General features: G+C 72.0%; 15 protein-coding genes and 1 pseudogene. 8 read left to right on the forward strand and 8 right to left on the reverse strand.

The genetic code is table 11. The features are described from left to right. Window positions 1–73: 73 nt before the first annotated feature. Window positions 74–730, reverse strand: a complete 657-nt coding sequence (locus GGE06_RS23750; protein ID WP_116164645.1) for a class I SAM-dependent methyltransferase — start codon at window positions 728–730, stop codon at window positions 74–76. 144 nt (window positions 731–874) lie between these two features. On the opposite strand from GGE06_RS23750, the gene GGE06_RS23755 reads away from it, so the two are divergent. After that, on the forward strand, window positions 875–1,642 hold the full coding sequence (locus GGE06_RS23755; RefSeq protein ID WP_116164643.1) for an SDR family NAD(P)-dependent oxidoreductase: 768 nt from the start codon (window positions 875–877) through the stop codon (window positions 1,640–1,642). Window positions 1,643–1,782: 140 nt separating this feature from the next. Here the strand turns inward: GGE06_RS23755 and GGE06_RS23760 are convergent, their stop codons facing one another. Both GGE06_RS23760 and GGE06_RS23765 read right to left on the reverse strand, forming a co-directional pair. After that, window positions 1,783–2,937, reverse strand: coding sequence for a DUF3103 family protein (locus tag GGE06_RS23760; RefSeq protein WP_116164641.1), 1,155 nt, complete (start codon window positions 2,935–2,937; stop codon window positions 1,783–1,785). Window positions 2,938–3,175: 238 nt separating this feature from the next. Continuing rightward, window positions 3,176–4,654, reverse strand: coding sequence for a glutamate-cysteine ligase family protein (locus GGE06_RS23765; RefSeq protein ID WP_184931662.1), 1,479 nt, complete (start codon window positions 4,652–4,654; stop codon window positions 3,176–3,178). A 269-nt stretch (window positions 4,655–4,923) separates the two neighbouring features. Between GGE06_RS23765 and GGE06_RS23770 the strand changes: the two genes are divergently transcribed. Further along, complete coding sequence (locus GGE06_RS23770) at window positions 4,924–6,102, forward strand: NAD(P)/FAD-dependent oxidoreductase (RefSeq protein WP_184931663.1); 1,179 nt, start codon at window positions 4,924–4,926, stop codon at window positions 6,100–6,102. Between the two features lie 143 nt (window positions 6,103–6,245). Beyond that, a pseudogene (locus GGE06_RS23775) lies at window positions 6,246–7,068 on the forward strand (RNA polymerase sigma-70 factor). A gap of 61 nt (window positions 7,069–7,129) precedes the next feature. Here GGE06_RS23775 and GGE06_RS23780 read toward each other — a convergent pair. The 3 genes from GGE06_RS23780 to GGE06_RS23790 all read right to left on the reverse strand — a co-directional run bounded on the left by GGE06_RS23780 (window position 7,130) and on the right by GGE06_RS23790 (window position 13,117). Further along, window positions 7,130–10,216, reverse strand: a complete 3,087-nt coding sequence (locus GGE06_RS23780) for a glycoside hydrolase family 3 protein (RefSeq protein ID WP_184931664.1) — start codon at window positions 10,214–10,216, stop codon at window positions 7,130–7,132. A gap of 35 nt (window positions 10,217–10,251) precedes the next feature. Beyond that, entirely contained in the window at window positions 10,252–12,096 is a 1,845-nt protein-coding gene (locus GGE06_RS23785; protein ID WP_312883297.1) for a ricin-type beta-trefoil lectin domain protein, read from the reverse strand. 262 nt (window positions 12,097–12,358) lie between these two features. Next, the gene (locus GGE06_RS23790; protein WP_184931938.1) at window positions 12,359–13,117 is read right to left on the reverse strand and encodes a hypothetical protein; all 759 of its coding nucleotides are present in this window, start codon (window positions 13,115–13,117) and stop codon (window positions 12,359–12,361) included. Between the two features lie 122 nt (window positions 13,118–13,239). Here GGE06_RS23790 and GGE06_RS23795 point away from each other — a divergent pair, with 122 nt between their 5' ends. The 4 genes from GGE06_RS23795 (at window position 13,240) to GGE06_RS23810 (ending at window position 17,090) form a co-directional block, all read left to right on the forward strand. Then, on the forward strand, window positions 13,240–13,638 hold the full coding sequence (locus GGE06_RS23795; RefSeq protein WP_116164630.1) for an NTP pyrophosphohydrolase: 399 nt from the start codon (window positions 13,240–13,242) through the stop codon (window positions 13,636–13,638). 242 nt (window positions 13,639–13,880) lie between these two features. Continuing rightward, complete coding sequence (locus GGE06_RS23800; RefSeq protein ID WP_312883261.1) at window positions 13,881–14,762, forward strand: alkaline phosphatase family protein; 882 nt, start codon at window positions 13,881–13,883, stop codon at window positions 14,760–14,762. A gap of 1 nt (window position 14,763) precedes the next feature. Next, the gene (locus GGE06_RS23805; protein WP_184931665.1) at window positions 14,764–16,059 is read left to right on the forward strand and encodes an MFS transporter; all 1,296 of its coding nucleotides are present in this window, start codon (window positions 14,764–14,766) and stop codon (window positions 16,057–16,059) included. A 5-nt stretch (window positions 16,060–16,064) separates the two neighbouring features. Next, complete coding sequence (locus GGE06_RS23810) at window positions 16,065–17,090, forward strand: TolB-like translocation protein (RefSeq protein ID WP_116165787.1); 1,026 nt, start codon at window positions 16,065–16,067, stop codon at window positions 17,088–17,090. Window positions 17,091–17,165: 75 nt separating this feature from the next. Here GGE06_RS23810 and GGE06_RS23815 read toward each other — a convergent pair whose 3' ends face one another. Then, window positions 17,166–18,701 carry an alpha/beta hydrolase gene (locus tag GGE06_RS23815; RefSeq protein WP_184931666.1) on the reverse strand — a complete coding sequence of 512 codons (1,536 nt, stop codon included), beginning with the start codon at window positions 18,699–18,701 and terminating at the stop codon, window positions 17,166–17,168. Between the two features lie 396 nt (window positions 18,702–19,097). Here GGE06_RS23815 and GGE06_RS23820 point away from each other — a divergent pair, with 396 nt between their 5' ends. After that, window positions 19,098–19,505, forward strand: a complete 408-nt coding sequence (locus tag GGE06_RS23820) for an MFS transporter (RefSeq protein WP_246532717.1) — start codon at window positions 19,098–19,100, stop codon at window positions 19,503–19,505. Window positions 19,506–19,583: 78 nt separating this feature from the next. Here the strand turns inward: GGE06_RS23820 and GGE06_RS23825 are convergent, their stop codons facing one another. Then, window positions 19,584–20,144 carry a GNAT family N-acetyltransferase gene (locus GGE06_RS23825; protein WP_184931667.1) on the reverse strand — a complete coding sequence of 187 codons (561 nt, stop codon included), beginning with the start codon at window positions 20,142–20,144 and terminating at the stop codon, window positions 19,584–19,586. Window positions 20,145–20,232 lie beyond the last annotated feature (88 nt).

Below are 20,232 nucleotides of genomic sequence, written 5' to 3' on the forward strand. Positions count from 1 at the left end.
AGGTACGAGCACTGACAGTCGCGGTCGCCGATGATGGGGCGGGCCCGTCCGACGGCTTGTGCGCCCTCTGGACTCACTCCTGGTGCCACACCAGGGTGTAGCGCCAGAACAGCCGACGGCGCAGCCGTGCGCCGGGCAGCACGCGTCGGGCCTCGTGGACGATCTCGGCGAAGCCCATGGTCGCCGGTCGGACCGGAGCCGTCATCGAGGCCGGCGGGCATGCGGTCCGGCCCTTGTTCTTGAGCCAGCCCGTGGCGGCGTTCAGCGGAATGGCGGCGGCACCGAGCAGATGGTCGACGGGGGTTCGCGCGCTCCAGAGACCGACCACCACCAGGGTCCCTCCGGGCGCCAGGTGTCGGCGGAAGTGGGTGAGGGCCTCGGTGAACGGCAGGTGATGCAGGGCGGCGACGCAGGTGATGACGTCGTACGAAGGCGCGGGGAGCTCGCCGAGCGCGTCCGTGACGCCGTAGGTCACCGGAGCGTCCGGAGGGGTCAGCTCGCGTGCCCGGGCCACGATCGCCTCGTCGCGGTCGATCCCGTCCACTGCCCTGGCGCGTGTGGCCAGCAGCCGGGCCAGGTCGCCGGTGCCGCAGCCGACGTCCAGGGCCGGGCCGAAGCCGCGCGGGAGCTGCCGCATGATCCACCGGTGATAGTGGGCGTTGTGGTCCCAGGGGTGGGCGGCGTTGAACCGGCCGAGGGCAAGCAGGAGTCCGCTCCGCGGTGTCGTCATGCGGTCCACTCCATCAGACGGGTCGGCGGCCCCCGGGACCGAGGCGGCACGGCCGCCACGCTCCCGATCTCCTACGCTTGCGGAATCGGTGATCTTCGTGAACGGCTGGGCGGCCGCACCATGCGCGCCTCGAAAGGAATGCTCATGAATCTGCCGGCATCGGGCAGGCGCGTGCTCGTCAGTGGTGCGTCGCGTGGCCTCGGGCGCGCGGTGGCCCAGGCGTTCGCGGCCAACGGCGACCGGGTCGTCGTCCACTTCGGCTCGCGTGTCGACGAGGCGCGCGCGACCTTGGCGTCCCTCACCGGCGCCGGTCACGTACTGGTCGGCGGCGACCTCACGGACCCGACGGGGGCGGCTGCCGTGGTGGACATGGCGGCGGAGGCGCTCGGCGGGGTCGACGTGCTGGTGAACAACGCGGCGGTGAACGTCCGCCATCCTCTGGCGGAGACGCCGTACGAGGAGTGGGTGGCGGTGTGGCAGCAGCACGTGGCGGTGAACCTGCTCGCCACCGCGAATCTGAGTCATCTCGCCGGCCGGCTCATGATCGAGCAGGGCACGGGCGGCCGGATCGTGAACATCGGTTCCCGGGGCGCGTTCCGGGGCGAGCCCGACCACCCGGCGTACGGGGCGACGAAGGCCGCCGTGCACTCGCTGGGCCAGTCACTCGCGGTCTCGCTCGCTCCGTACGGGATCGGCGTCGCCTCGGTCGCCCCCGGCTTCTTCGCCACCGAGCGCGTCGCACCGCGCCTGGAGGGGCCCGAGGGCGAGTCGATCCGGCAGCAGAGCCCGTTCGGCCGGGTGGGCACGGCCGAGGAGATCGCGGCGGCGGTGCTCTGGCTCGCCTCCCCCGCCGCCGAATGGTCGTCCGGCACGATCCTCGACCTCAACGGAGCCTCGCACCTCCGGAGTTGAAGACGGCATGTGGGAGGGGTCTCGCCCCTCCCACATGCCCCACTGTCCGCCCTCCGTCACTTCGAGGGCGGACAGCGCGGCTGACGCCCCGTCCCGGAGCCTCGGTCGATCTGAGGGAAGCAGCCGTTGTGCGGGCAGGGTCAGAGCGCGGAGACGTAGTACCGGTCCACCGTCATGCGGGCGTTCGCCGCGGCGCCGGCGCGGGTTCCGGTCGTCTCCCTGGCCAGGGTGTAGAAGGAGTCCACGTAGTCCGGGTCGTCGGTCCACCACGACGTGGGCATGGCGTCGATGATCGCGTCGACGAGCGGGATGTACGCGCCCTGGTCGGTGATCGTCAGCAGGACCGCGGCGAGGGCCTTGGCGAGCGACGAGTAGTTCGTGTCGCCGTCGTCCTCCATGATCACGGCGTCGGCCAGGTTGTACTTGTAGTTCGACCAGTTGACCAGGATCTGGTTCGGGTAGTAGGTCGTGTTCTCGTCGTCGAGGTACGGCATGGTGACCGTGTCGACGCGGACCTTGCCGTCCGTGCCGAAGCCGGTGACGAGGGTGAAGATCTCGGCGTCGCCCTTGAACCAGGGTTCCTGGACGTCCCCGACGCTGATGGACTGGATCCGCGTCGTCCAGAAGCCGGAGTCGGCGGTGGAGAGCGCATGGGCCTCGTCCGTGGCCGGGGTGCCGATCCCCTTCGCGGCGAGTTCCTCGTCGACCACCTTGAGGCCGGCCGCGAGCGCCTTCTGCCCGTCGACGCCGACCAGGTAGACCGGCCGGTCCGGGGTCTTCGCCGCGTCCAGTTCGTGCGCCTTGCCCGCGCTGTCGTAGGCGACGATCGTCTTGGCGTCGTCGTCGGCGGGCGCCGACGCGACCAGGGGCGCGGTCGTGGCGAGGGCGGACTCGGTGACCTTCTGCCCGGCGAGGCTCACCCGCAGCAGGGACGGCGCGCCCTTGCCGAGCCCCTTCGCCTCGGCGACGTCCGCCTCCGCCTCGGCCAGGGTCGTTCGGAAGTCCTTGACCCGCTTGGCGCCGGACTTCGCGGTCAGCGCCAGCAGGTCCACGTCCTTGTTCGCCACGGCCGCTTCGGCCATCTGGCGCTGCCACGCGGGCTCGGCGAGCGAGCGGGCCAGCGCGCGGGCCGTCGCGGCTTCGATCGAGGCGACCGGGGAGGTCCTGGCCGTGTGGGTGGACGTCGCGACGGGAGTGTCGGTCGCCGCCGTGGCCGTGCCCTGAAGGGTGGTCAGGGTCAGTGCTCCCAGCGCGAGACCGGTGAGTGCCGCGCGGAGCTGTCTTCCTGCGAGCAAGGTGTCCTCCAGACAAGGGCGTTGCCCAGGTGCCCGGTCGTTCGGGTTCGGGCATGCCGGAATGCCGCCGTGCGTCGTCGCATGACGGAGGTGCGCGTGCGCGTTCGAGTGCGACGACAGTCTGGGGGATCCTCGTCTACGCGGATAGACGGCCTCTCGGCCATTCATGGGCAGTGGGGAGGGACTGCCGGAAATGTTCTTGCGAGAATGCGCCGGAGGGCGCCCGGGACGACTCCGTCTACTCCACCGGCCAGGTGTGCGCCGGGGCGTTGAGGTGCATGAAGTCGATGTACTGGCTCGTCATCCGACGGAGGGCAGCCGGCCGGTCCAGGTGGGCGACGTCGTGGAGGTGGTGGAACATCTCCGCCTGCCACACGGCCCCGTTGCGGGCGGAGACGCAGCGCTGCTCGACGATGCCGAGCAGCGGTTCCCGCCACTGCGCGTCGAGGCCCAGGGTGTCCAGGCCCCGGTGGGCGAGCGGGAGGAGGCGGCGCAGGACCAGTTCGGTCACGGGCACCTGGCCCGTACCCGGCCAGTAGAGCTCGGCGTCGATGCCGCGGCGTGCCGCCGCGTGCAGGTTGTCCTCGGCGGCCGCGAAGGACATCCGGCTCCACACCGGTCGGTCCTCGTCGACCAGGGCGCGGACGAGGCCGTAGTAGAAGGCGCCGTTCGACATCACGTCCGCGACGGTCGGCCCGGCGGGCAGCACCCGGTTCTCGACGCGGAGGTGCGGGACGCCGTCGACGACCGCGTAGACGGGACGGTTCCAGCGGTAGACCGTGCCGTTGTGCAGGGTGAGTTCGGCCAGGTGCGGGATCTCGCCGCGCTCGAGGGTCTCCACGGGATCCTCGTCGTCGCAGAGCGGCAGGAGCGCCGGGAAGTAGCGGGTGTTCTCCTCGAACAGGTCGAAGACGCTGGTGATCCAGCGTTCGCCGAACCACACGCGGGGCCGCACTCCCTGGATCTTGATCTCGTCCGGCCGGGTGTCCGTGGTCTGCTCGAACAGGGGGATGCGGGTCTCGCTCCACAGTTCCTTGCCGAAGAGGAACGGCGAGTTCGCGGCGAGCGCGACCTGCACGCCGGCGACGGCCTGCGCGGCGTTCCAGTGCGCGGCGAACTGCTCGGGCGCGACCTGGAGGTGGAACTGGGTGCTCGTACACGCCGCTTCGGGCGTGATGGTGTCCGCGTACGTGCGCAGGCGTTCCACGCCGTCGACCTCGATGAGGAGGTCCTCGCCGCGTGCCGCGAAGATCTGGTCGTTCAGGAGGTGGTAGCGCGGGTTCTCGGACAGCGCTTCGCGGTTCACGTCCTCGCGTTCGAGGGTCGGGAGCGTCCCGATCATCACCAGGTGCGCGCCGATGGCGGCGGCCTTCTCCTCGGCGTGGTTCAGGGCGTTGCGGATCTCCCCTTCCCAGGTGTCGGGGCCGCCCGCGGTGAGACGGCGGGGCGGGATGTTGATCTCCAGGTTGAAGCGGCCCAGCTCGCTCGACCAGGCCGGGTCGGCGATGGCCTCCAGGACCTCGGTGCTGCGCATGGCGGGTCTGGAGGTCTCGTCGACGAGGTTCAGTTCGATCTCGAGGCCGACCCGTGGCCGCTCGACGTCGAAGCGGGCTTCGCGGAGCATGCGGGCGAGGACGTCGAGGGAGGCGTGCGTCCTGTCGCGGAAACGGCGACGGTCGTCGCGTGTGAACGTCAGTGCCGGGACGTCACGACCCATCGGATCCTCCCGGGGCTCTGCGGCGCGGATCCTTCTTCCTTCAGCGTGCCACCAGGAGGCCGGCCCCGCCCGGCGCGGGCCGCCTCGGCCCCCTGGCCAGGGCAGAGCCGTGTACGCAGGGCGGTCCGGAGTGACCGAGGGTGGGGCGGGCCGCAGCGCTTTCGCCGGGTGACCCGGTTCACACCGGCGGGCTGTCACGTCCGGTGCGGGTCGCTTGTCCCATGGGCGTCACCGGCACCGAGGCCGGTGCCCGATCCAGGGAGGTTGAGATGACCGACGGCCACCGCATCGTCGTTCTCGGCGCGGGCTACACGGGTATGTTCAGCGCCATCCGGCTGGCTCACCGCACGCGCCGGACCGGCGTGGAGATCACCCTGGTCAACCCGTCGGGCCGGTTCGTCGAGCGGCTGCGGATGCACCAGATCGCGGCCGGTCAGGAGCTGCCCCACCACCGGATCACCGATCTTCTCGACGGTACGGGCGTCAGGTTCGTACGGGGCGCCGCCACCGCCATCGACCCCGAGGCCCGGCGCGTCACCGTCGACGGCGGCACGTCCCTCTCGTACGACACGCTCGTGTACGCGCTGGGCAGCTCCACCGACACCGGTACGGTCCCCGGCGCCGCCGCCCATGCGTTCACGCTGAACAGCCCGGAGGTCGCCGGACGCCTCGCCGCTCGCCTCACCGAGGTCGCCTCGGCCGGCGGCACGGTCACCGTCTGCGGCGGCGGCCTGACCGGCATCGAGGCGGCCGCGGAGATCGCGGAGGCCCACCCCGGTCTTCACGTCACCCTGATCAGCTCGGAGGAGCCCTGCTCCATGATGGGCGACAAGGCCCGCGCGTATCTGCACCGCGCTCTCGGCCGCCTCGGCGTCACGCTGGTGACCGGGGTCCGAGTGGCGAAGGTGCTGCCCGACGCGGTGGAGCTCGCCGACGGGCGGACCCTCCGCTCCGACGCCTGCCTCTGGACCGCCGGAGTCAAGGTCCCGTCGCTGGCCGCCGACGCCGGGATCGCCACCGACGACCGCGGCCTGATCCTGACCGACGCCATCCTGCGCTCGGTGTCCCACCCCCGGATCCACGCGGTCGGTGACGCCGCCGCCGTCCGGCTCGCGTACGGTCAGCTCCACGGCTCCTGCCAGAGCGGGCTGCCGACCGCCCAGTACACCGCCGACACGATCGCACGGCTGGTGCGCGGCAAGTCCGTGAAGCCGTTCCGCTTCGGCTACTTCCACCAGCCCGTCAGCCTCGGCAGGCGAGACGCCGTCATCCAGTTCACGAAGGCCGACTCCAGCCCCGTCGGCATGCGTCTGACCGGGCGCGGCGCCGTCTGGTACAAGGAGTTCGTCAGCGGCAGCCCGCTGACGACGTACCGGTACAGCAAGCGCGTGAACGTCTCCACGATCGTCTCCAGGGGTGGCCGTGCCACCCGCGAGCCCGTGGCATGAACGGCACGTCGGCCGCCGGCGCCGCGCCGCGTTCCTTGCCGTCTCTTTCGCGGCGCCGGCAGCATGATCCGGTGATCTCCACCGGCACCGGGCAGGACCCGTACCTCGAGCACCGCAGGCTGCTGTTCGCCACCGCGTACCGCATGCTGGGCAGCGTCACCGACGCGGAGGACGTCCTGCAGGACGCCTGGCTGAAGTGGAGCACCACGGACCGCGACACGGTCCGACATCCGAAGGCGTACCTGGTGCGCACGGTCACCAACCTCTCGCTCAACCGCCTCGCCTCGGCGCGGGCCACCCGCGAGACGTACGTCGGCCCGTGGCTGCCCGAACCGCTGCCGACATCCCCGGACATCGCCTCGGAGACCGAGTTGGCCGACTCCGTCTCCACCGCCATGCTGGTGGTCCTGGAGACCCTCAGCCCCGTCGAGCGCGCCGTCTTCCTGCTGCGCGAGGTCTTCGGCTACGCGCACGCGGAGATCGCCGAGACCCTGGAGCGGCCCGAGGCGACGGTCCGTCAGATCGCCCATCGCGCCCGTGCGCACGTCCAGGCCCGCCGCCCCCCGTTTCGACACCGACCCCGGGGTGCGGCGGCAGGTCACCGACCAGTTCCTGACGGCCTGCGCGGGCGGCGATCTGAACTCCGTGAGGGAACTGCTCGCCCCGGACGTGGTCGCCTGGTCCGACGGCGGCGGCAAGGTCACCGCCGCCCGTCGTCCGCTCCACGGCGTCGACCACGTCGCGCGCTGGCTGCTCGGTTTCCTGGCCAAGCCGGAGCCGGCCGCCCTGACCATGGAGCCGGCCGTCATCAACGGCGAACTCGGCGTCCTCGCGGCCATCGACGGGCACACGGTCGGCGCGCTCTCCTTCGACATCGCCGACGGCCGCGTTCACCGCCTGCGCTTCCAGGTCAACCCCGACAAGCTCGGCGGCCTGACTCCCGACAACGGCCTGTCCACCCCCTGAGGGGGCGTGCCCGTGCCGACGGCCCCGCCACCCGTGCGGGTGGCGGGGCCGGGTGGGTCGGTCAGCGGGCGGCGCGGAAGGCCGCGGTCAGCCTGGCGACCGCGCCCGCCGGGTCACCGCTCAGCAGCAGGTGGTCGGCCTCGGCGAACGGTTTCGCCACCGGCTCCGTGATGTTCTGGCCGATGCGGTTCTGGACGATCAGCCGGGCCCGGGCGACGAGCTGCCGGGCCGCGGTGGAGTCCCCGTGTCCGGCCGTCTGGAGGGCCCGGGCGGCGAGCCCGATCGCCCGCAGCGCCGGTTCGCCTCCCTGCGGGGTGCCGCGGAGTGTGCTCAGGCCCCAGCCGTACGGGAACTGCGGGTCGTAGCGCGTGTCGCCGACGTTCAGCGGCAGCTGGTTCTCCGACTTCGGCCAGCTCACCGGGAGCTGTCCGGTGAAGGGCCGCCGGCCGTACAGGACGTCCGCCACGCCGTCGCCCTCCGTGCCGGGCAGCCACGAGGCCACCAGGGCGTCGATCGCGGGCAGCCGGTCGCCGATGAGCTGGGGACGGCCGGAGACGACGAGGACCGCGCAGGGCATCGCGGCGCAGACCCGGTCGACGGCCGCCTTGTCGGCCGCGCTCAGTTCCAGGTCGTGGCCGTTGCCGACGTCGCCCATGCCCTCGGCGTACGGCTTCTCGCCGACGACCACGACACCGACGTCGTGTCCGGCGGTGGGCGCGGAGGCGTCCTTGGAGTACGTGAGCGTGGTGCCGGGGTCGGCGGACTTCCGCATGGCCTCCAGGATCGTGGTGCCGGTGGTCGTCCGTCCGGAGGCGCCCTGCCAGGTGACGGTCCAGCCGCCGGCCTGGTTGCCGAGGTCGTCGGCGTTCGAGCCGGCGACGTACACGTTCTGGGTCGGCTTGAGCGGCAGTACGCCGCCTTCGTTCTTCAGCAGCACCTGCGAGGCGGCGGCCGCCTCCCGAGCGACCGCGCGGTGCTCGGCCGAACCGACGGTGGCGAGATTCGTGGTGTCCGCGTACGGCTTCTCGAAGAGGCCGAGGCGGAACTTCTGGGTGAGGATCCGGGCGACGGCGTCGTCGATCCGTGCGCTGGGGATGCGGCCGGCCTCCGTCTCGGCGATCAGGGTCCGGGTGAAGTCCTGGTAGTTCGTCGGCACCATGATCATGTCCAGGCCGGCGTTGACCGAGGTCCGCACGTCGCTCGGGTAGTCGCCGGGGATCTGGTCGATGGCCTGCCAGTCGCTGATGACGAAGCCGTCGAATCCCATCCGGTCCTTCAGGACGCCGTTGATCATCTCGGCGTTCGCGTGCATCTTCACGGGGCCCTGGTCGTCGCCGAGGACGTCGAGCGAGGAGTACGAGGGCATGACGGTGCCCACGCCGTGCTTCACGGCCTCGGCGAACGGCGCGAGGTGGACGGCCTCCAGCTCCTCGCGGGTGACGCGGGTGACGCCCTGGTCGATGGTGTACGAGCCGGTCGTCGACGAGCCGAAGGCGGTGCCGCCGTCGCCGACGAAGTGCTTGGCGGTGGTCAGCACCTTGTCGTTGCGGTGGAGGTCCCGGCCGTCGGGCGCGCCCTGCATCCCGTCGATCACGGTCTCCATCGCGGTGACGAGCGCCGGGTCCTCGCCGAAGGACTCGTACGAGCGGCCCCAGCGTTCGTCGCGGGTCACGCACAGGCAGGGGGCGAAGTCCCAGGGGACGCCGGTGGCCCGGACCTCCTTCGCGGTGACGGCACCGGTCCGAGCGGCGAGGCCGGGGTCGCGTCCGGCGCCGATGCCGATGTTGTGCGGCATGATCGTGGAGCCGACGACGTTGTTGTGCCCGTGAACGGCGTCCACGCCGTAGATCAGCGGGATCTGCAGCCGGGTGGCCTGGGCGCGCAGCTGGTACGCGTCGACCATGCGGGCCCACGCCTCCGGCGTGTTGGGGGTGGGGACGGAGCCGCCGCCGGAGAGCAGGGAGCCGAGGCCGTAGCCGGCGATGTCTCCGGGCGAGCGCAGGGCGTTGCGTTCGGCCTGGGTCATCTGGCCGGCCTTCTCACGGAGCGTCATCCGGGAGAGGAGGTCCGCGACCCGCTTCTTCACCGGCAGGCGCTTGTCGAGGTAGGGCAGTCCGTGGGCGTCGATGACGACGACCGGTGTCTCGGAGGGTTCCTTGGCGCCGTCGACGGTCAGCTTCACCGGGATCGTCTCGGCCTCCTCGCCGGCCCCGTCCTTCAGGGTGGGCACGGTGATCGAGCGGGTCGTCCCGGACGGCGTCCCGGCCGGGAACTCCACGCTCCCGGTCACCGGGGTGTAGTCCTTGCCCGGCTCGGCGGGGCCGCTGTCGTCCGTCGTGTACGTGACGGTGACGGGCTCGCCGGTCGGCGCGGAGCCGGTGGTGGCGACCGTGACGTCGATCCGGGCGGTGTCTCCTTCGTGGACGGGGTGGACCACGGCGCCGGTGGTGACCCGGGTGTTGCGGGCGGGGTCCGCCTTCCCGTACAGCTCGACGCCGTCGAGGGCGAAGCGGCCGGGCGCGCCGGTCGGCAGCGTGAGCGCGTACCCCCACATGCGGTCGAGGCCGAGGACCTGGTCGATGCCGCCGACGGGCTGGTAGTCGGCGCGGTAGTGGAAGTCGGAGAAGGGGATCTCTACTTGGTGCCAGCCCTCCCAGTCGTCGGTGAAGGAGGTCGTCCACAGTTCGGACGCCTCGCCGTTCGCCCCGCCGTCCTTGATCTCGAAGTTGATCCGCTTTCCGGAGCCGGGCGGCAGGGGGGCGGTGTTCTGGCCGTACCACCAGAAGCGGATGCCCTTGTGCGCGGTCCAGTCCCGGGCGGGCTCGTCGAAGGCGAAGTCGTGGGTGAATCCGCCCCAGCCGCTGATGTCGTAGTGGCCTTCGAGGACGTGTCCGCCCTCGGGGGCGTCGGTGCGCTCGGCGAGGGTGAGGGCGGGGTGGTCGTCGGTGTCGCTGCCCCAGGTGAAGAGGCCTTCGGCGGGCGGTCCGGCGAAGGGGACCTCTCCCTCGAAGCGGTCGACGGCCTGGGGCGCCGGGTCTTCGTCGGGCGCGGCGGCGCTGGGCACGGCGGCGGCGAGCAGTCCGGCGAGGACGGCGGTGGCGGCGAGCGCGGCGGCGCTCGCCCTTCTTCGGTGGCGCGGGTGCGGCATGCGGGCTCCTCGGGAGAGGGGTACGGGGGGCTGGTTCAGGACGGCTGGTGGGTCCACTTCTGGTTGGCACCGCCCGTGCAGGTCCAGATCTGGGTGCGTGTGCCGTCGGCCGAGGTGTTGCCCGTGACGTCCAGGCACTTGTTCGCGGCCGTGTTGACGACGTCGTGGGTGCCGGGGTCGTACGACCAGCGTTGGGCGCCGGTCCCGTTGCAGGTGTAGAGCTGCACCTTCGTGCCGTCGGCGGTGGCCGCGCCGGTGACGTCGAGGCACTTGCCGAGGGCCCGGACCGTGCCGTCGGCGCTGAGCGTCCACCGCTGGGCCGTGGTTCCGTTGCAGGTGTAGAGCTGGACCGGGGTGCCGTCGGCGGTGGCCGCGCCGGCGACGTCGAGGCACTTGCCGGCGAGGCCGGTCATCGGTCCGGTGGGGGCGCCCGCCGTCGTTCCGGACCAGGTGAAGGTGGCGGTGGTACGGGCGGGCAGGGTGTACGTGAAGGACTGGCCGCCCCAGTCGACGCGGAGGGACTGGGCCGAGGCGCCTCCGTTGTGGGCGATGAGGGCCTTGGAGCCGTCCGGGTTGCGCCAGGCGACGTTCTGCACGGTGGAGTCGGCCGTCGAGGCGATCCGGTACGCGCCGGGGCGCACGAACTTGGTGAGGTGGCCGGTCGTGTAGTACTCGACCGTGTAGTCGACCTGCCCGGCGCGCGCGCCGCCCTCCTGGACGGTGATCAGGCCCGTGCAGGTGCCGCACCCGCCGTTGTGGGGGCCCATGTTCTGGTTGAGCGCCAGGCTCCACTTCGTCAGGCTGCTGCTCCAGTTGCGGGCGTAGTCGACGATGTCCTTCATGTCCTCGTTGTGCTGGTTGCCGATCCACGTGCCCCCGGAGTGCTCGGTGCTGAACTGGCGCACCGACGGGTACTGGTCGTGGACCTGGCTGCCGACGGCCGGGTCGCCGGCATAGCCGTGCCAGGCGATGCCGCCGAACAGCGGGTCGTTCCGCACGCCCGCGTCGCCGAGGACGCCGGAGCCGAAGTTCGCGTAGTCGCCGTAGTTCCAGTCGTGCACCAGGACCTTGGTGTCGATGCCCGCCGCGCGGAAGGCCGGATAGACGTGGTTCCTGGTGAACTCGACCAGGCCGGAGGGGTTCCAGCTCATGCCCGGGTAGTTCATGGCGGTGGGGTTGGCCGCCTGGCAGCAGTTGGGCTCGTTCTGCACGGAGAGGTAGTCGACCTTGATCCCGGCCGCCTGGTAGCTCTGGATGTACTTGGCCAGGTACTGGGCGTAGAGCGGGTAGTACTCCCACTTCAGCCAGCCCATCTGGTCCATGCGGCCGTTGTCCTTCATCCAGCCGGGGGCGCTCCACGGCACCGCCATCAGCCGGAGTGAGGGGTTGAGCTGCTTGGCCTGGCCGGTCAGCAGCCGCACGTTCGTGTCGTAGCCGTTGGCCCCGAAGTCGTCGAGGTCGCAGCAGGTGTCGTCGAGGGAGACGTTGCCGGGACGGGAGAGGTCGGAGGCGCCGATGGGGTTGCGGAGGAAGGAGAGCCCGATGCCGTCGGTCGGCGAGAACAGCTTGCGCATCACGTCGTCGCGGGTGGCGGCGCTGATCGCCCCGCCGCGCAGGAGGTGGGCGGTGGTGTCGGTGATCGACGCGCCGCCGCCCTCGAACTGCTGGTAGGTGGTGGACTCGTCGACGGCGATGGTGTGGCTCGCGCTGCCGCCGGCCGGGCCGAAGGCCGTCGGGGTCTGCGGGGCGAGTCCCCGGGTGACGGTACGGCCTCCGGCGTCGGAGGTGGTGGTCAGCCAGACGTCGACCCGCTCGCCGGCGGCCTGCGCGACGCCGGGGCCGCCCATGACCAGGCCGCTCGCGAGGAGGGCGCCGGTCACGAGGGCGGCGGCGAGGCGGCGCGGACGCGACCGACCGCGCCGCGCGAGCGACCAAGAACTGTAGTGCACCTGATAGGCCTTTCGGTGGGGGACGGCACGCCGCACAGCGGACCGGCGAACCCGGACCGCTGCGCGTACCGCGAGACGGCAAGGCTTTTATCAAGGTGTGAAGTTATGGAGGCGGTACCGCCCCGTCAACCCCTCGCGCGCACAACTCTTGAACACGGACCGCGAGTTCGGGATCAGTGGCGGTGGCTCCGGCTCAGTAGCGGTAGTCGGGCCAGTGCGGGTCCTCCCAGCGGGCGGCGCCGGTGAGTCCGATGAGCCGTACGCGGTGCAGCAGCTCTTCGGGAGCGTCCAGGGCCCGAAGCCGCGCAGGGGCGTGGCGGACCAACCAGGCTGCCAGCTCGGTGCACAGGGCATCCGCGTCGTCCCAGGCGTCCCACGGGAGTTCATCGCCCAGCAGGTCGTACTCCCAGCGGTCGACCGCGTCGGCCAGGTGCCGGTCGGCGACGCGGTCGTCGAGTGCCTCCCAGGTCCGGAGCCACGGCCCGAGCGTGCCGGAGGCCTCGGCGCACAGCGCCAGGACCTCGTACGCGGGGACGACGGGGTCCTCTTCGGCGAGGGTGTGAGCCCACCAGGCGCGCAGGAACTCCCACACCGCCGCGCTCTGGAGCGAAGGCCACTCCCACCAGCGCCCGCGCCCGAAGGAGCGCCCGACCTCGTACATGCCGAACACGGGCTCCACCTCGCCCTTGACCAGCGCCCTGGCGAACTGGGGCAGGATGCGGCGCAGCACGGCGCCGTGGTCGCTCCAGTCGGGGGCGTCCCAGGTACGGCGCAGAAGGTCCGGGGCGAGTACCAGGTCCGGGGCCTTCAGTCGCTCCAGCTCCTCTTCGCCGCCCCAGTGGCACTCGCACTGGACCTCGTCACCGCGGGCGGTCATGCCGCGGAAGGTGAGGTCCAGGCGGTCCAGTGCGCGGTCGAGTCGGAGCCGTGCGGGAGTGTCGTCGAGGTTCATCGTCGTCGGCAGCCTCAAGGGGACTCCGGGCGGCTTCCGCCGACCGAAGATCACGACACTACCGGGCCCTCCCGGCCACCGTCACCACGATTCCCGATGGGTTTCCCTGACATCCTGGAACCGTGACTTCCGAAGACCTGCCCCTCCGGCCCCTGCTGGTCGTGGACGGCGCCAACGTCGTGGGATCGGTGCCGGACGGCTGGTGGCGCGACCGGCGCGGGGCCGCCGAGCGGCTGCGTGACCGGCTCGCCGCGACCGGCGGCCCGGCCGACGGCCCGCACCCCGGCCCGTACGAGATCGTCCTGGTCGTCGAGGGCCGCGCCCGGGGCGTGGCCTCCGTACCGGGAGTGCGGGTCGAGGAGGCGCCCGGCAGCGGCGACGACCTGATCGCCGAACTGGCCCGCGACGCGCACGGCCGCCCCTGCCTGGTGGTCACGGCCGACCGCGAGCTGCGCCGGCGCGTGGAGCGGGAAGGCGCCCGCTGCACGGGGCCGCGCAGCGTTCTCCCACCACCCGCATAGGGCCTTGTGCCGCTTTCCTCCAGCCGCGGCCGAGCGCCGACAGGAGGACACTGGGGGCAGAGGAGCACAGGACGGGAAAGGGGGACGATCGGGCAGGTGAGCGGGCATTTCCGGGTGGGTCCCGGGTCGTGGCACGAGACGTTTCCCGGGTCTTCACGCGGAACACCTTCCAGGTTGACATGCTCACTCTTAGCCTGCCGGTTGCACCGCTCCGTAGTCCCCACCCTCAACCGGAGGTAGCCGTGTCCGGCGCGCCCAGGAATCGCCGCACCGCTCTTCTTTCCGCCCTCGGCCTGGCGGCCACGTCGATCGGCCTGTGGGCCGGCTTCGGCGGCACGTCGCAGGCCCAGACCGCGGCGACCGTCCCCACGCCCGACCACGTGGTGGTCGTCGTCTTCGAGAACCACGCGTACAACCAGGTGATCGACAGCTCCAGCGCCCCGTACATCAACTCCCTGAAGGCAGGCGGCGCCAACCTCACCCAGTCGTACGCCGAGACCCACCCCAGCCAGCCCAACTACTTCGCGATGTTCTCGGGCTCCACCCAGGGCATCACGGACGACTCCTGCTACACGCCGGGCTTCTCGTCCGCACCGAACCTGGCCTCCGAGCTGATCGCCGCGGGCAAGACCTGGAAGAGCTACAACGAGACGCTGCCCAGCCAGGGCTCGACCACGTGCAGCAGCGGCAAGTACGCCCGCAAGCACAACCCCTGGTTCGGCTTCAACAACGTCCCGACCTCGTCGGCGTACACCATGGCGCAGTTCCCGACCGACTACACCACGCTTCCGCAGGTGTCGTTCGTCGTCCCGAACCTGTGCAACGACATGCACGACTGCTCCGTCGGCACCGGTGACACCTGGCTGAAGAACAACCTGGGCGCCTACGCGACCTGGGCGAAGACCCACAACAGCCTGCTCGTCGTCACCTTCGACGAGGACAACCGCCTCGCCGGCAACAAGATCGCGACCGTCCTCTACGGCCAGCAGGTGGTCCCGGGCTCGACGTCCTCGACCACGTACAACCACTACAACCTGCTCCGCACGATCGAGGACATGTACGGCACCACGCACGCCGGCCAGGCCGCCAACGCGGCCCCGATCACCGGCATCTGGACTCCGTGACGTGTACGTAGCGGACAGTCGCAGCACCCCCGCGACGGCCGCCGCCCGGGACCTCGGTCCCGGGCGGCGCGCCGCCGTCGCACCGACCGTGCTCGCACTCGGCACGGTCAGCCTCGTCACGGACGTGTCCTCGGAGATGGTCACGGCCGTGCTGCCGCTCTACCTGGTCGCCGGGCTCGGCCTCTCGCCGCTCGGCTTCGGCCTGCTCGACGGCGTGTACAACGGTTTCAGCGCACTCGTCCGGCTCGTCGGCGGCCATCTCGCCGACCGCGGCGGCCGGCACAAGACCGTGGCCGCGCTCGGCTACGGCCTCTCCGCGCTGTGCAAGCCCCTTCTCCTGGTGGCGAGTTCGGTACCGCTGATCAGCGCCGTGCTGGCGGCCGACCGCACCGGCAAGGGCCTGCGGACCGCGCCGCGCGACGCGCTGATCTCCCTCGCGTCCTCGGAGGAGTCGCGCGGCCGCGCCTTCGGGGTGCACCGGGCGATGGACACCGCGGGAGCCCTGATCGGCCCGCTGGTCGCCTTCCTGATCCTCCGCCGGGCGGCGGACGGTTACGACGCCGTGTTCACGGTCAGCTTCTCCGTGGCCGCGATCGGCGTCCTCGTCCTGCTGCTCTTCGTCCCCTCGCGCCCCCGGCCTCTGGCCGCACCTCCGGACGGCGCGCCGCGCGCCTCGCTCAAGGCCGCGATCGGCCTGCTGCGCGTGCCCGATGTCCGCCGACTCGCCCTGTCCGCGCTGCTGTTGGGGCTCGCCACGGTCAGCGACTCCTTCGTCTACCTGCTGCTGCAGCGGCGGCTCGGCGTCACCGACCACTGGTTCGCGCTGCTGCCGCTCGGCACCGCGGCCGCCTTCCTGCTGCTCGCCGTGCCGCTCGGCCGGCTCGCCGACCGGGTCGGCCGCCGACAGGTGTTCCTGGGCGGCCACGCCGCCCTGCTGCTCGTGTACGGAGCGCTGCTCAGCGGCTGGCAGAGCCCGGCCCTCCCCTATCTGGTGCTCGCGCTGCACGGCGGCTTCTACGCGGCGACCGACGGCGTCCTGATGGCGGCGGCAGCCGGCTGCGTGCCGCCGGAGCTCCGCTCGTCCGGGCTCGCGCTGATCCAGACGGGGCAGGCGCTCGCCCGGTTCGGCTGCTCGATCGCGTTCGGGGCGGCCTGGACCGCGTGGGGCGACCGCTGGGCGGTCGGCGCGGCGACCGTCGTGCTCGCGGTGTCCGTGGCGGCCGCGTACGCCCTGCGGCCCACCGGCCCCGGCACGGTCTCGCCCACCCCCACGGTTTCGGAGGAATCCCCCGCATGACCCCGCTGACCCTGCGCAGCAAACTGCTCGTCCTGCTCGCGGCGCTCGCCGTGCTCGGCGGTGTGGCCGCCGCGTCGCTGCTGCACGCGGCGGACCGGGCCGCCGAGAAGGACCGCCCGCAGGCGGGCGGCCCGGCGATCGGATCCGGACGGGTCTCGCTCGCCGCAGGATCCGACCGCAGGATCGTCTTCCGCAACATGGCCTGGGGCCCGCACCGCGACGAGCTGGTCACCGTGCCGGCCGGCACCCCCTCGGGCCCGCGCACCGCGTCCGGGGTGAAGTGCCTGCGCTTCCACGCGGCCGGCGGCACCGGGATCTGCCTCCAGGCCGTACGGGGCGCGGTGGAGGACAGCTACCGGGCGGTCGTCCTCGACCCGGCGCTCAAGGAGCGGGCCCACTACCCGCTGCCCGGCATCCCGACCCGCGCCCGGGTCTCGCCGTCGGGGCGGCTGGTGGCCTGGACGGTGTTCGTCGGCGGCGACTCGTACGCCAGCGCGAACTTCTCCACCCGTACCGCCGTCCTGGACACCTCGACGAACCGGCTCACCCCGTCGCTTGAGGAGTTCCGGGTGGTGAAGGACGGCAAGGACCACCGCGCCGCCGACACCAACTTCTGGGGCGTCACCTTCTCCCGCGACGACCGGCACTTCTACGCGACCATGGCGACCGCAGGCCAGACCTATCTGGTGCGCGGCGACCTGACGGCCCGTACCGTCACCACGCTCCACCAGAACGTCGAGTGTCCGTCGCTCTCCCCCGACGAGACCCGGGTCGTGTACAAGAAGCGCGTGGCGGGCGCCCCCGCCGACGCGCCCTGGCACGAATACGCCCTGGACCTGTCCACCCTGCGCGAGACCGCGCTCGCCGAGCGCCGCAGCGTCGACGACCAGGCGGTCTGGCTCGACGACCGCACGGTCTCCTACTCCCTGCCGGGCGACTACGGCGCCGACCTCTACACCGTCCCGGCCGACGGCTCGGGCGCCCCGAAGCGCTTGATGACGGCGGCGCTGGCGCCGGCGTTCCTGGAGTGAGGAGGCGGACCCGGCCCGTCCGGCTTCCCGCCGGATCCACCGGGTCCACCGGATCCGCCGGGTCCACCCGCGCGGCTACGCCTCGCAGGTCAGGTCGTGCGCCGGGAGCCGGCCCGTGCTCAGGTAGGCGTTGACCCGCTCGTCGACGCAGGCGTTGCCGTACTCCCCGTACAGACCGTGCTGGCGGGCGCCGTCCACCGTGAGCAGTCGGGAGCTCGACCACTGCTCGCGCATGGCCCGGGCACCGGAGTAGAGGGTGCGGGGGTCGCCGGTCCCTGCGACGAGCAGGGCCGGTATGTCGTTGTCGAGCACGGTCGGCTCCTCGACCGGCCTGTCCCAGAACTCGCAGGGGTTGATGTTGTTCGCCAGGGGCCCGGCGAGGGGGAACCGGTCGCGGGACTCCTCGACCGCGCGCCAGTAGCTGCCGACGCCACGCCGCTCGGCCATGTCGCCGCAGAGGATCGCGGTCATCTGGCTGGCGGGTGCCGAGCCCGCCCCGGTCAGCAGGAACTCCAGCTGCCCTGCGAGCTCTTCGGACGGCTCGACCGGCTTCCGGTCCGCGGCGCGCGCCAGGAGGCGGACGGTCGCCGCCAGTTCGGCGCGCCGCTCGTCGAGGTCGCTGCCGAGGCCGCCGATGAAGAAGGCGGGGACGACGTGCTCGTCAAGCAGGTACGTCTTACCTATCCGCAGCGGCTTCTCCGCGGCGGCGTCGAGGATGTGGTCCACCGTCGCCAGGACCTCGGCGCGCGTGGCACCGAGCCCGTAGGTGTCGTCCCGTGCGGCGGTCCAGGACGCCCATGCGTGCAGGGCCGCCTCGTTGGCCGCCTCGGAGCCGCGCAGCAGGGTGGAGCTGTAGCGCTCCGGCGGCATCACGCCGTCGAGCACGATGCGGTCGGTGCGGCCGGGGAAGAGCTGCGTGTAGACCTCGCCGAGGTAGGTGCCGTAGGAGTAGCCGAGGTAGGAGAGGGTCTTCTCGCCGAGGGCGGCGCGGATGACGTCCATGTCGCGGGCGGTGTTGCGGGTGGTGACGTACGGCAGCACGTCGCCTTGGGTCTGCTTGCACCGCTCGGCCAGGTCACGCGCGAGGACGACCTCCTCGCGGTACGCCGCCCGGTCGGCGCCCGCGGAGCGCAGGGGGGCCGAGCCGAGGTCCCAGCCGCAGTCCAGCGGGGTGCTCCGGCCGACGAAACGCGGGTCCATGCCGATGAGGTCGTAGCGGTCGGCGACCTCTCCCATCACCTCCCGCTTGGTCAGGGGCATGTGGAGGCTGGCGCCGGCCGGTCCCCCGTCGTTGAGCAGCAGCGCGCCGACGCGGTGGGTGGTGTCGGTGGCCTTCCGGCGGGATATGGCGACGGTGACGGTGCGGCCGCCGGGGTCCGTGTAGTCGAGGGGCACGGTGATGTCGGCGCAGTCGGCGCCGGAGTCGTCAAGGGCCCGGCCGAGCTCGTCGTCGGCGCCGAGGGCGCAGTCGTGCCAGTCGACGTGCTGGCCGTGGAAGCGGGCCAGCGGGTCCGGATCGGCCGTGGCGATGGTGACGGACGTCGTCGTGACGGTGGCGGCGAGCACCACCGCGCAGGCGACGAGTGCCTTGAAACGTCGGGAAGTTGACATACCTCGAACCTAGAAGCGGTGGAGGCCCGGCGCAGTCGGGGACAACCCCGAAACGTGCCAGGGATGTCCCCCAAAAAGGACTCGGGTCACGCGTACGGGCCCCTGTTGGCCTGATCGCCACGCTCAGGAGGGGGCGAGGCAACGGGGACCGAGCGGGCCGGATGCGGGTCCGCAGCGGGCCCTGATCGCTGCCAGTTTCGTCAGCAGGGTGGGCAACGGTCTCTTCGACACCGCCGCCGTCCTCTCCTTCACGCTCGTCGCGACCCTGGACGGCTGGCCGCCACGGCGGGCGGCGCCGCGGGCGGTGCGCTCATCGCACGCGCCGGCGGGGAGCGTCCTGCCGCCTTCCGCGCCAGACTCCGTACCTTCGTCAGTCTCGGCGTCGTCATCGGAACATTGGGCGCGGCCTTCGCCATCCAGATCGACACCCGACCCGCCTACACCGCGCCGGCCCTCGCCGTCCTCGCCGTGTGCGCCCACAGCGTCGGAGAGGTGTGGGAGTCGTCGGGCGGCTTCGCGCTCGGCTTCGGCCTCGCGCCCGACCACGCCCAGGGGCAGTGTCAGGGCCTCTTCGGCATCGGCTTCGACGCCGGTCAGGCGCTCGCCCCGGTGATCCTGACCGGAGCGGTCCTCGCGCTCGGGCACACGGGCTGGCTGCTCCTCGGTGTGTTCTTCGCGCTCGTGGGCGCGGCGGGACCTCCGGTGGCCGCGTGGGCCGAGCGGACGCGCCCCGGGAATCCCGGTGCGGGAGCGTCCGCGGCACGTCCGCAAGGTGGGTCCGCGGTGCTGGAGACCGAGCACTGAGGCCGAACTGATCGTGCTGCCGTCACGGCGGAGCGGACGCCCTCGCTCTCCCCCACCGGCAGCGGCCCACGAGTCGCCTCAGAACCGAGCGGTCCCGGTACGGACGTGCAGATGCCCTTCCGTCGGAAACGTGGGCGGCTGGGCGGGCAGGACCGCTTCGAGGGCGAAGCCGCAACGATCGGCCACACGACACGACGCGGTGTTGTCCGCGGCGTGGAAGAGCTCGAATCGCTCCACCGGCGGCGCGGCCGGACGCTCGGTCAGGACCCAGCGCACCGCCGCCTCCAGCGCCCGGGAGGCCACGCCACGCCCTCGTACCTCGGCCGCCGTCCAGTAGCCCACTTCCGCGGAGCCCTCGCCACTGGGCTTCACGACCACGTGGCCGACCGGCTGGCCGAAGCCCGCCTCGTCGTCCTCCAGGACGGCGAAGGCGAAGCGGGTCCCCCCGGCCCAGCCCTGCCGCTGCTCGTCCATCCAACGTCGTGCATCGGCCTCGCTGTCGATCGTGGTCATCAGCCAACGACGCAATGCGGGATCCCGGTGCGCGGCCACGAGGGCGTCGACATCGTCGGGCTGCCAGGCGCGCAGTCTCAGGGCGGGCAGGCACGCAGTCGGCTCCACGGACAGGAGGACGCTCACACCGGTCTCCGATCATCTCTTCCATTGATCAACAACACACGTGAAGACATTCTCCGGGCGCGATGAGTTCCGGACCCCCGGTCGGTAT

Source organism: Streptomyces nymphaeiformis (genome assembly GCF_014203895.1).
GTDB lineage: Bacteria > Actinomycetota > Actinomycetes > Streptomycetales > Streptomycetaceae > Streptomyces > Streptomyces nymphaeiformis.

Bases quoted from the DNA above. Each gene is read 5' to 3' on its own strand.
- GGE06_RS23755 (WP_116164643.1), top strand. From the start codon at position 875: ATGAATCTGCCGGCATCGGGCAGGCGCGTGCTCGTCAGTGGTGCGTCG.
- GGE06_RS23780 (WP_184931664.1), bottom strand. From the start codon at position 10,216: ATGCCGCACCCGCGCCACCGAAGAAGGGCGAGCGCCGCCGCGCTCGCC.
- GGE06_RS23770 (WP_184931663.1), top strand. From the start codon at position 4,924: ATGACCGACGGCCACCGCATCGTCGTTCTCGGCGCGGGCTACACGGGT.
- GGE06_RS23750 (WP_116164645.1), bottom strand. From the start codon at position 730: ATGACGACACCGCGGAGCGGACTCCTGCTTGCCCTCGGCCGGTTCAAC.
- GGE06_RS23765 (WP_184931662.1), bottom strand. From the start codon at position 4,654: ATGGGTCGTGACGTCCCGGCACTGACGTTCACACGCGACGACCGTCGC.
- GGE06_RS23790 (WP_184931938.1), bottom strand. From the start codon at position 13,117: ATGAACCTCGACGACACTCCCGCACGGCTCCGACTCGACCGCGCACTG.
- GGE06_RS23815 (WP_184931666.1), bottom strand. From the start codon at position 18,701: ATGTCAACTTCCCGACGTTTCAAGGCACTCGTCGCCTGCGCGGTGGTG.